The organism is Escherichia sp. WS1118 (genome assembly GCF_046487695.1).
Classification (GTDB): Bacteria; Pseudomonadota; Gammaproteobacteria; order Enterobacterales; family Enterobacteriaceae; genus Escherichia; species Escherichia coli.
On the sequence record NZ_JBJQIZ010000022.1, the window covers coordinates 18,805 to 29,835 of the forward strand.

An 11,031-nucleotide genomic window follows, 5' to 3' on the forward strand; every position below is an offset into this window, starting at 1 on the left:
TCATTGAAGTTATTTGCATTTCTCAGAAATCTTCTCTGGCTTTGATTGCAATAGCCGAAAGATAGCGCACACATCGCCGTTGGTCAGTTAGTACGAGGTTTCCGCCAAGTTCACCTTTTACCAAAGATGGCCTCAGAGCTTCCCTGAAGCTTTATCATGGCTTCAAGTAGGTCATCTTCGTTCAGTGAGCGCTGAGATTTGTTGATGCTAGGGGCGTGCCGTCTGCGGGAAGGCTCATCACCAGAACAAGGTAACGATTGTGAGCGATTATTGTCCCGTTTTCTCTGGACCTGACGGGCAACATCCAACACATGGCCAAGTCTCTTGTTATCTACAATGGCGACGGGATCAACCTCAGAAAGCCGGTCATAGGTGGAGTAGGGCAGCAGCACGCCATTTAGTCGCAGCTCCTTATGTCCGTCAGGATAATGCCAGACATCAATATACTTGCCGATGGCTCTTCGACTGTACTCGTTGTCCTCAATCAGATAGAGCATTTTATCGTATTGTACAGTCAGATTTTTTGATACCCGGCGAGGCTCTCGCTAGGTAAATTCTGCATCAAGGTCATCGTCTAATGCCAGCGGCCGGTGCGCGTTAAAATCATGCAAGGGTTCTTTGGCAAAGCGCCGGTTATAATCCTTCTGCAAATGCATTGGCCGCTTCTATTGTACAGATCCCCTTAAGCCTGAGCTCCTTAACGAGTCGGTCCTGAAGTGTCAAATGAGCACGTTCAACGCGGCCTTTTGCCTGGCTGGTTTCAGCACACAAAGGAGTAATATTAAGGCAGCGCATGGCCCTGGCAAACTGGGTTTCGCCGGGGCCGGTGGTGGCGTGCTTATTATTGACTCTGAATACGCTGGCTTTATCGCTGTAGAGGATCATCGGTTTACCGTATTTCTCGATATAGCCACGTGTAGCTTCAAAATAGGTAAATGTGGACTCAGATTTCACAAACAGCAGGTGCATCAGGCGACTGGTGGCATCGTCAACATAGACCAGGGCAGAACAGGGTCGCCCCCGGTTTTCAAACCAGTGGTGGTCGCAGCCATCAATTTGTATCAGCTCGCCAGTACAAGGACGCCGGTAACGAGGCTGATGAATTTTCGGTGCGCGTTGTCTGCGGGGAATCCAGAGTCCGGCCTTTATCATGAGACGTCGGATGGTTTCCTTTCCAAGGACCAGACCGTGAACTTCCTCCAGCTTTTCCCGCGCTAGCGTGGGGCCAAAATCACGGTAGTGCTCCCGGATTATACTGAGTGCCTGATCTGTCAGTGACGCTGGCAACAGACGGTTACCAGTGCGGCCACGACTCTGGTTGTTCATGCCAAGCGGCCCATACTGGCGATAACGTTTGAGCAGACGGCTGCAATGACGTGGCGTGATGCCCAGCATTTCGGCAGCCTGTCCAGGACGGATATTGCGATCGATGACATCCTGAAGGATTTTGAGGCGATTGATTTCTTTCACGGTGAACATTCCGGCGTCATTTATAGCCATAGAAAACTCCTCATCAGGAAAAAGTGAGTCGTTGTCTAGACATAGGGATCTGAGAAACTATAGCCTGGACATTCCTAATGAGCCACAAATAGACATTAGCATTGAGCCTCTACAATGTTTGTGCGCACAATCTATCTTATGTTAAATAACATTGAATATTAACTTACTTCATGAAGCTTACTGCTTCTATTTCCACTTCTTTTTCTTATTAATCGCTCCCCTAATCCACGCATTCATCTGCTCTACAGGCTCTAAAATATTTTTTCTGAGTACTGAGCACAAACTGCTCCATAAAAAACAGACCACAAGTTTGGGCATGATACTGATGTAGTCACGTTTTATTGTTTTCATGAAGCTCTCTGCTATTCCATTACTCACCGGACTCCGCACCGCCGTGTTCTTCGATTTAAGTCCCAACATCCGAGCGAACTGGCGTGTTTCATTAACCCGGTAGTCAGAGTCAGCGGTCGAAAGACCTCCCAGGTAGCTACTCTGCATACCCACTATAATGCAACTATTCTCGTGACGTGTGTTTCAGCTCTCCCCCGGCTATGATACGAGATGGTATGGAGAGCCCTTCTGGGGCCACTGCCTGCACCAGATGCAACAGGACGCCTGATATGAATGCAATTTCTGTCAGGACAGGCGGGTAACTTTCTGTGGCCATGGATCAGGGAATACTCCACCCGACATCCACCACTGAATTTCTTCTTCAGTCAACAAGCAAAGGGATAAGGCATGTGTAAAATCATTAACTTCAGTGGCATTGCCAATGATAGTCAACTGACAGCAGCGATCGCCAAATCGCCCAGAGGCTGTGTCGATGTGTCGCTGTAGCGCTGAACGTTCTTCACGAGTTAAATTATTGTCAGTATGTTCCAGTACTCCAGCTTTCCAGTAGCCAATGAGCGCCAGACTGATGCTTCCTGCTGACTGATTCCAGAGCAGGGCAAGATCATCTCTCCCGGGGAGCCAAAAAAAACCTTTACTGCGATAAACGCCCATGCCCATAAAGCGGTGACAGGTATCCCATAATCTTTGCGGATGGAATGGCCTGTCGTCCCTGATGACGCGCCATATAAGTTCCTCATTGTTGCACGGAGTATCCATGTTTCCTACAAGTGCTTCCAGTTCACTGATGAGTAACTCAACACGGTCAAAATTGTAGTCCGGGATCGCCAGTAATGTGCTCAGTTCAATATTTCCCCATGATACCGCGAGCACATCCACGGAGGGGTTAAGTGGGTGTATGGCTTTTGCCACAGCGGAGATAATGTCAAAGGGCAGGCGGTCATTTCTGGTCAGCAGCAGCCTGTTGCAGAACATGATTTGCTCGGCCAGCAAATTCTCCAGGCCGCGTTTGTTATGCCGGAGATTTTCCTGAAGAGTGGGGATCAGTTTTTTCCCATCATTGTAATCTTCATGGAGCATGACAGTATCAACGAGTGTTAAAAACGCCTTCAGGCGTACACGTGAATGGCGACGCAGGTATTTGACCAGAGGAAGCGGATGACTGCTTCCGGAGGTTTCAATCAGCATCACATCCGGCTTGTTGTGATCAAGCAGGTGGTTAATTGCGAGATCCATCTTTTTGAGGCCTGCGGGGCTGCTGATGCTGTCTGCGGTGATACTTACGAAATTATTGTCTTTTGCATCTACAATATCTGTGTTGGCGATCAGCACGCCGTCCACATCCAGTTCGCTCATGTCATTGACTATGACAGAGACTGAAAGCTGTTTTTCGTGTGCCTGTATGAGCAGGTTTTTCAGCAGAGTGGTTTTCCCTGCGCCGAGGAAGCCATTGAGAATGATGACAGATGTTGTTTCCATATCAGCAGTACACCAGTTAGTTAGCGAGGAAGGCGCTTGGTGGTACAAAGAGCATCCGGATTGAATCGCATAACGTCGACGGGAGTTGTTGTCGTTTTTCCTGTGAGGTCTCAACCTGCCACAGAACGCACCGGACTTATTGGTATTTAGTCTCCATCAGCATAATTATCACCATTTTTATCTCCGGGGGAAGATTTGTTCTGAACAGGAGTGGGAGGTGTGACCTCCTGAAAGTAATTACAGATTGCTAGTTGTTGTATTTTTATTCGAATATGTCTCTTCGTATCAGTGATAGCACCTAGATAAAGTATATTCCGGGAGCGTTATCTGTTCTAGATATCAGAGAGTCAGTCATTTGTAAAAAAGAGAGCTGCATCATTCTATTTTTCCTGTCTATTCACCCTGTTGTCGTATCTAAAAGACATCCGTTCCGAGGATGTCGGGCACCCGTTCTGTACTAAGATACATAGCTTTTGGGTCTGCACTATTTGGAACCGACAGAAGTCTGTCTGTGATATCCGCATTTTTCTGTGTGCGATATATTCCGAAAAACTTCAAACCACTTAAAAGAGGTGTTTCCGGAGGATAAGTTCGACCAGGGAATAGTGTTTCCTGGTAAGTGTGGCGGAGCCAGTTCACCAGGAGTATCTTTCTTATCCAGTTATACTGGATTTTATTAGATGATCACCCTACCCTGCAGCAGTACGCTGACGGTGTTTTTTTGGAGAACCATTATGAATAACGTCATCTTTGATTGGTATTTATCTAGGCAAAAATTCATTCAACGTCCACTGCCAAGATGCAACAGGCAGAGTCCTTAACTGTCAGAATCCAAGTGCTCGAAATTATTCGAATTCCTTACTAATTCCTCCTACACAACTATTGTTATGGAAGCTTGCGAAGATGCTCACTATATGGCACGGAAATTTTCGGAAATGCGTCATAAAACAAAGCTAATACCTCCTCATTTTGTCCAACCCTTCGTTAAAATTAATAAAAATGATTTCTTTGAGGCTGAAACCATATGTGAAGTTACATCAAGCCATCAATGAGATTTGTAGCATTAGGAGCTGAATCCCAGCAGAGGATTCCACTTTTCATCCGTCGTTGACAATGGCCTTGAAAAACGCCGTTACTCACCGTTCTCCTTCACGGTAATACGCAGTTATAGTTGCAGAGCAATGTAATGGATCTTTTATATTAAGAAATTGTGGATTTGCCCCTATATTTCCAGACATCTGTTATCACTTAACCCATTACAAGCCCGCTGCCGCAGATATTCCCGTGGCGAGCGATAACCCAGCGCACTATGCGGATGCCATTCGTTATAATGCTCGAACGCCTCTGCAAGGTTCTTTGCTGCCGTTAACCCGTCTGGTTTGGGCATGATACTGATGTAGTCACGCTTTATCGTTTTCACGAAGCTCTCTGCTATGCCGTTACTCTCCGGACTCCGCATCGCCGTGTTCTTCGGTTCAAGCCCCAACATCCGGGCAAACTGCCGTGTTTCATTAGCCCGGTAGCATGAACCATTATCCGTCAGCCACTCTACTGGAGACGCCGGAAGCTCGTTGCCGAAGCGGCGTTCCACCGCTCCCAGCATGACGTCCTGTACTGTTTCACTGTTGAAGCCGCCCGTAGTAACCGCCCAGTGCAGTGCCTCACGGTCACAGCAGTCCAGCGCGAACGTGACTCGCAGTTTTTCTCCGTTATCACAGCGGAACTCGAACCCGTCAGAGCACCATCGCTGATTACTTTCTTTCACAGCCACTCTGCCTGTATGTGCCCGTTTCGATGGCGGTACAGCAGGTTTTCGCTCAAGCAACAGCGCATTCTGGCGCATGATCCGGTAAACACGTTTGGCATTGATCGCAGGCATACCATCAAGTTCTGCCTGTCTGCGAAGCAGCGCCCATACCCGACGATAACCATACGTGGGCAGCTCTCCGATAACATGGTGTATACGGAGAAGCACATCCGTATCATCAGTGTGACGACTGCGGCGGCCATCCATCCAGTCATCGGTTCGTCTGAGAATGACGTGCAACTGCGCACGCGACACCCGGAGACAACGGCTGACTAAGCTTACTCCCCATCCCCGGGCAATAAGGGCGCGTGCGCTATCCACTTTTTTGCCCGTCCATATTCAACGGCTTCTTTGATTCTTTGAGGAGTTCATTTTCCATCGTTTTCTTGCCGAGCAGGCGCTGGAGTTCTTTAATCTGCTTCATGGCGGCAGCAAGTTCAGAGGCAGGAACAACCTGTTCTCCGGCGGCGACAGCAGTAAGACTTCCTTCCTGGTATTGCTTACACCAGAGAAATAACTGGCTGGCTGCTACACCATGTTGCCGGGCAACGAGGGAGACCGTCATCCCCGGTTCAAAGCTCTGCTGAACAATTGCGATCTTTTCCTGTGTGGTACGCCGTCTGCGTTTCTCCGGCCCTAAGACATCAATCATCTGTTCTCCAATGACTAGTCTAAAAACTAGTATTAAGACTATCACTTATTTAAGTGATACTGGTTGTCTGGAGATTCAGGGGGCCAGTCTAAGGTGCACGAATCCTAGAGGCAGAATGTTTCTCCACATGCTTGTGGAGAAACCGCCGCATTTTGCCCGTTCTGTACGATACACCGTAGCCAGAGATAAGATATTCTGTTGCTGTATGCTACATACATTACACTATACGAAATCAGGTCTGTTCAATCAGTAAGGAAATAAACGGACAAACGTTATGTAACCCAGACAGAGATATATTGTCTGGGAAAATAGTGGCTTTTGTGGCGAAAACTAGTAAAACAGCAACCCGAACCACTTGATGTGCATCGTTTTTGATTATTCCCGTATACTCTTGCAGAAGGAGTTCTCCGTCGGGCTACTGTCATGGTTAATGCGGGGAATATGGCGACAATACAACATACCTAAAAGAGTAATGGACAGATGAAGCGGTTTATTCATTTCCCATGATTCTGAGTACCTACCAAGTCTGAGTAACCACTTTTATACTTTTAATTTTCGTTCATTTAGCTATCGTTTAATTATTATCACATAGGATTCTGCCGTTTTTAACAATGCAGGATAATAAGATGAAAAAAATGTTATTTTCTGCCGCTCTGGCAATGCTTATTACAGGATGTGCTCAACAAACGTTTACTGTTGGAAACAAACCGACAGCAGTAACACCAAAGGAAACCATCACTCATCATTTCTTCGTTTCGGGAATTGGACAAGAGAAAACTGTTGATGCAGCCAAAATTTGTGGCGGTGCAGAAAATGTTGTTAAAACAGAAACTCAGCAAACATTCGTAAATGGATTGCTCGGTTTTATCACTTTTGGCATCTATACTCCGCTGGAAGCCCGGGTATATTGCTCACAATAGTTGCCCATCGATATGGGGAGCTCATCTGCACTGTTCATTAATATACTTCTGGGCTCCCTACAGTTGTTTTTGCATAGTGATAAGCCTCTCTCTGAGGGAGGAAATAATCCTGTTCAGCGATGTCTGCCAGTCGGGGGGGCTGCATTATCCACGCCCGAGGCGGTGGTGGCTTCACGCGGGGATGGGCAGATTGATCTGATATGCAACCGACGACGACCAGCGGCAACATCATCACGCAGAGCTTCATTTTCAGATTTGGGCCACCTTTTGATTTCTCGTTTAACTTTTGCAGTCACCAGACTGTGATTTATTTTAACAAATCAATAGCTTTCATAAAATTCTCGAAGCTGAAAGCTTAACTGAACCAACCAGCCTGGCTGGTGTTTTCTAAAGACAAAAAGGCCATCAGCAAAACACTGATAGTCTGAATCACCTTTATCAATCATGTATGAAGAAAATATGCGCAATTAGTTGACAGTGATTATCATTTTCATTAAAAAGAGCGCGTAGCATTCTTATTTCATGAGGAAATTTACCCGCCAACAACCTGAGTAGCGAAAGCTGTTCATCCCCAATATTTTTGCTGGCGGGTTCTTTTTTCTACTGTCCTCCTCCCCAGAGGAAGCATTCCCATTAATCATTACTGGCGAGGAGGCAAGAGAAAAAGTCGGTTCTTTGTCCCTAAATAACAGCATCATTTCAGTCCATGCAAAATCTGATTTACCAGCTCACATAATAACCTGATGATACACAGTGTAAGTTCACAGAGATATTGCAATTGCCTCCGGATAAGTAAGGGGAGATTGCACTATGCAAATGCAGCACCTGAGGTTGGCTATCCTAAGCAGCCGATTATGCGTTGAGGCTTTCAGTGATGGCTGATATAGCAACAATGAGAATGAAGGCTCTGCACTTCTGGGATAAACACGGTATTTCTGCAGCTTCTGAAGCCTTTGGCGTATCCTGCCGCACGCTTTACTGGTGGCGTCAGTTACTGATCAAGGGAGGACCTGAGGGGCTAATCCCGCACAGTAAGGCACCTCTGGTGCGACGAAAAAAGCACTGGCATCCCGATGTGCTGAAAGAGATTCGACGCCTCAGGACAGAGCTGCCGAACCTCGGTAAAGAGCAGATTTTTGTTCGCCTGAAGCCCTGGTGCGCATAACGCCATCAGACCTGCCCGAGTGTTTCCACCATCGGCAGAATGATCGCCACCGCACACGATAAAATGCGGATGATACCAGTACGTCTGAGCTCGCGGGGTAAGGCTCTGCTTGTCAAAAAGCGAACCACCCCCCCCCCCGCAGGCCAAAGCACTACCGTCCGGTAAAGACAGGAGAGCTCATTGGGATGGACGCCATTGAGCTCAGAATGGGTGAAATGCGTCGCTATATCATTACCATGATCGACGAACACAGCGATTATGTACTGGCGCTGGCTGTGCCGTCGCTCAACAGTGATATCGTCAATCACTTTTTCAGCCGTGCAGCCCGGCTGTTCCCTGTCGGTATCAGCCAGATCATCACAGATAACGGGAAAGAGTTCCTGGGAAGCTTTGACAAAACGCTGCAGGAAGCCGCCATCAAACACCTCTGGACCTATCCCTACACGCCAAAAATGAACGCTATCTGTGAACGTTTTAACCGGGCATTAAGAGAGCAATTCATTGAATTTAATGAAATTTTACTCTTTGAGGATCTGGCGTTGTTTAACCTGAAACTGGCGGAATATCTGGCGCTGTATAACAGCAAAAGACTCCACAAGGCGCTCGCACTAACGACGCCCGTGGAATATATTTTAAAAGAGAACAAAAATTGCAATATGTGGTGGACCCATACACAGCAAACGCACAGGCCGCCCCGGTTGGGTAGATATGTGGGATGGCTGGTTCAGACTTCAGGATATGGTTGAGGCTGGTGATGAAGTCTCTTTATCAGGAGATCTGATCAAGAGACAGCCGCGCAGGGGGATTCACTATGCTGGATTCTTTTAACAAATTCTCCGCTAACCAAAAAATAGACTTTTTGCATTCGTAAATGCGTTAAGAGATAATTTTTAAAGTTCCATCAATCTCCCGGCCAGTTCGTCTCGCGGCATTACTCACTATCCGCACAACTTCAGTAAGATCATGACTTTTTCAATCGTTATCTGTTGACCAAGCTTTGAAACCACTAGCGTCCCGTCAACCTGACCTGGAATCGTCGAGAACCGCCCATAGTTGTGAATTGGCTAGAGTGTGATGGAAAGCAACGCTAAACGACCTAGTCACACATTCTCTTTTCCCTAACAATGACCATTTAGTGAAATAACGTATCCAAAATGATGACGTGAAAGCCTGATACTGGCAGCGAAAAGCCGAAAAAACTCACCTGGTCAGGAGCAAAAATCGGATTATTCGCCAACAGCGTAATATCAGCAGTAGTTCTCGACACGCTTGCGCTATAGACAGAGGATGAAACGCTGCTGGTCGGAGTTCTCTATACATTTTTGGCGACGGCAGAACCGCTCACCAATGCCTTAACGTCTATCAGCCTTCCGGTGAGTTGGAACAGCATGCTCAGCGTTTGCAAGATATTCTCCACGGTCTGTAGCAGCGTAGGTTTCAATTTAAATATCCCCAGATAGCCCTCTGGGAGCTTCCCTTTTTATTAAGTTTTAATTACCGTTGCAATAGTTAAATGATATTGGTAATTATTATCATTAGCATTTGTGTCTGTGTTGTTTCTGGTAAGGCTGAAAGGGAACAAACATCGCCTGTACAACGGCGTTTTTACTTACAGACCAGCGAAGGCGAGACTATCAGGATGATGCATCGTGTGTCTAAGAAATCACGGTTCTTTCCAGATTCGTTGTTCGGTCTAACACTGCACAAATGCGTCAGAACATCCCGGCGTAGCTGTCCGACGCCATTTGGGCTGTTCAACAGGACAATGGCGCGTAAGCGTTAATGGAAGTGGGGATACGGAGTTCCCTGTTCACCTGTGTATGTCACGGAAAAGTCTCTGACTGAGCTGTCCATAACGCTGGTGAAGCACAAATGGCGCAGCATCTGGTAAAGCAGGTTTAACGAAAAGTCGTGTCCTGCTGCTGGCATATGAGTGCGTCGACTGCCTGATTTAGATCGTCAAGCGGAGAGGGATTTTCTCATGCGTATTTTGTTTGTAGGCCCGCCTCTCTATGGGCTGTTGTATCCTGTGCTGTCTCTGGCGCAGGCATTTCGCGTTAACGGTCATGAAGTGCTGATCGCCAGTGGAGGACAATTCGCACAAAAAGCGGCAGAGGCCGGGTTGGTGGTGTTTGACGCCGCACCCGGTCTGGATTCCGAAGCTGGTTACCGCCACCATGAGGCACAGCGGAAAAAAAGTAATATCGGAACCCAAATGGGCAACTTCTCATTCTTCAGCGAAGAAATGGCCGACCATCTGGTGGAGTTTGCCGGACACTGGCGGCCTGACCTCATCATCTACCCTCCGCTCGGAGTCATCGGGCCGCTGATTGCCGCCAAATATGATATACCGGTCGTGATGCAAACCGTAGGCTTCGGCCATACCCCCTGGCATATCAAGGGTGTAACGCGTTCGCTCACGGACGCCTATCGTCGCCACAATGTGGGGGCCACACCACGTGATATGGCCTGGATCGACGTAACACCGCCGAGTATGAGCATTCTGGAAAACGACGGTGAACCCATTATTCCGATGCAGTACGTCCCGTATAACGGTGGCGCGGTGTGGGAACCATGGTGGGAGAGAAGGCCCGAGCGTAAACGTCTGCTGGTGAGTCTCGGCACTGTCAAACCGATGGTTGACGGCCTTGATCTAATCGCCTGGGTTATGGATTCTGCCAGTGAGGTCGATGCCGAGATCATCCTGCATATTTCAGCCAATGCGCGGTCCGATTTGCGCTCGCTGCCGTCAAATGTTCGCCTGGTTGACTGGATACCCATGGGTGTCTTCCTCAACGGCGCAGATGGTTTCATTCATCATGGCGGAGCAGGCAATACCCTGACAGCGCTACACGCTGGTATTCCACAAATCGTCTTCGGCCAGGGAGCCGATCGCCCGGTAAATGCCCGCGTTGTTGCCGAACGCGGCTGCGGGATTATCCCTGGCGACGTCGGCCTGTCGAGTAACATGATCAATGCTTTCCTCAACAATCGCTCACTTCGCAAAGCCTCTGAAGAGGTAGCAGCGGAAATGGCGGCGCAACCCTGCCCAGGTGAAGTGGCGAAAAGCCTGATCACAATGGTACAGAAAGGGTAACCACTACACCTTCATGATAATCATATGCCAGCACCCATCCAGGAGTCATGCATCCATAAC

The 11,031-nt window shown here is 47.9% G+C and carries 3 protein-coding genes and 6 pseudogenes; 3 read left to right on the plus strand and 6 right to left on the minus strand.

Annotated features, from left to right (window positions below):
• Window positions 1-110: 110 nt before the first annotated feature.
• From ACJHYO_RS22930 to ACJHYO_RS22945, 4 genes and pseudogenes are all read right to left on the minus strand, one after another.
• Window positions 111-1,500, minus strand: a pseudogene (locus tag ACJHYO_RS22930) (ISNCY family transposase).
• A gap of 186 nt (window positions 1,501-1,686) precedes the next feature.
• Window positions 1,687-1,974 (minus strand): annotated as a pseudogene (locus tag ACJHYO_RS22935) (hypothetical protein); the annotation flags it as partial.
• 162 nt (window positions 1,975-2,136) lie between these two features.
• A complete protein-coding gene (locus ACJHYO_RS22940; RefSeq protein WP_000450494.1) occupies window positions 2,137-3,330 on the minus strand; it encodes a CobW family GTP-binding protein in 1,194 nt (397 codons plus the stop codon).
• Window positions 3,331-4,552: 1,222 nt separating this feature from the next.
• Window positions 4,553-5,789 (minus strand): annotated as a pseudogene (locus tag ACJHYO_RS22945) (IS3 family transposase).
• 626 nt (window positions 5,790-6,415) lie between these two features.
• Here ACJHYO_RS22945 and iss point away from each other — a divergent pair.
• Window positions 6,416-6,709, plus strand: a complete 294-nt coding sequence (iss, locus tag ACJHYO_RS22950; protein WP_000738422.1) for an increased serum survival lipoprotein Iss — start codon at window positions 6,416-6,418, stop codon at window positions 6,707-6,709.
• A gap of 83 nt (window positions 6,710-6,792) precedes the next feature.
• On the opposite strand, the pseudogene ACJHYO_RS22955 reads toward iss, so the two are convergent.
• Window positions 6,793-6,941: pseudogene (locus ACJHYO_RS22955) on the minus strand (Rz1 family lipoprotein); the annotation flags it as partial.
• A pseudogene (locus ACJHYO_RS22960) lies at window positions 6,901-7,005 on the minus strand (lysis system i-spanin subunit Rz); the annotation flags it as partial. The pseudogenes ACJHYO_RS22955 and ACJHYO_RS22960, both read right to left, overlap by 41 nt.
• 520 nt (window positions 7,006-7,525) lie before the next feature.
• On the opposite strand from ACJHYO_RS22960, the pseudogene ACJHYO_RS22965 reads away from it, so the two are divergent.
• Both ACJHYO_RS22965 and iroB read left to right on the plus strand, forming a co-directional pair.
• Window positions 7,526-8,545: pseudogene (locus ACJHYO_RS22965) on the plus strand (integrase core domain-containing protein); the annotation flags it as partial.
• Between the two features lie 1,310 nt (window positions 8,546-9,855).
• Window positions 9,856-10,971, plus strand: coding sequence for a salmochelin biosynthesis C-glycosyltransferase IroB (iroB, locus tag ACJHYO_RS22970; protein ID WP_001318220.1), 1,116 nt, complete (start codon window positions 9,856-9,858; stop codon window positions 10,969-10,971).
• Window positions 10,972-11,031: the final 60 nt, after the last annotated feature.

Coding starts and splice junctions, on each gene's coding strand:
- ACJHYO_RS22940 (WP_000450494.1), bottom strand. CDS start 3,330: ATGGAAACAACATCTGTCATCATTCTCAATGGCTTCCTCGGCGCAGGG.
- iss (WP_000738422.1), top strand. CDS start 6,416: ATGAAAAAAATGTTATTTTCTGCCGCTCTGGCAATGCTTATTACAGGA.
- iroB (WP_001318220.1), top strand. CDS start 9,856: ATGCGTATTTTGTTTGTAGGCCCGCCTCTCTATGGGCTGTTGTATCCT.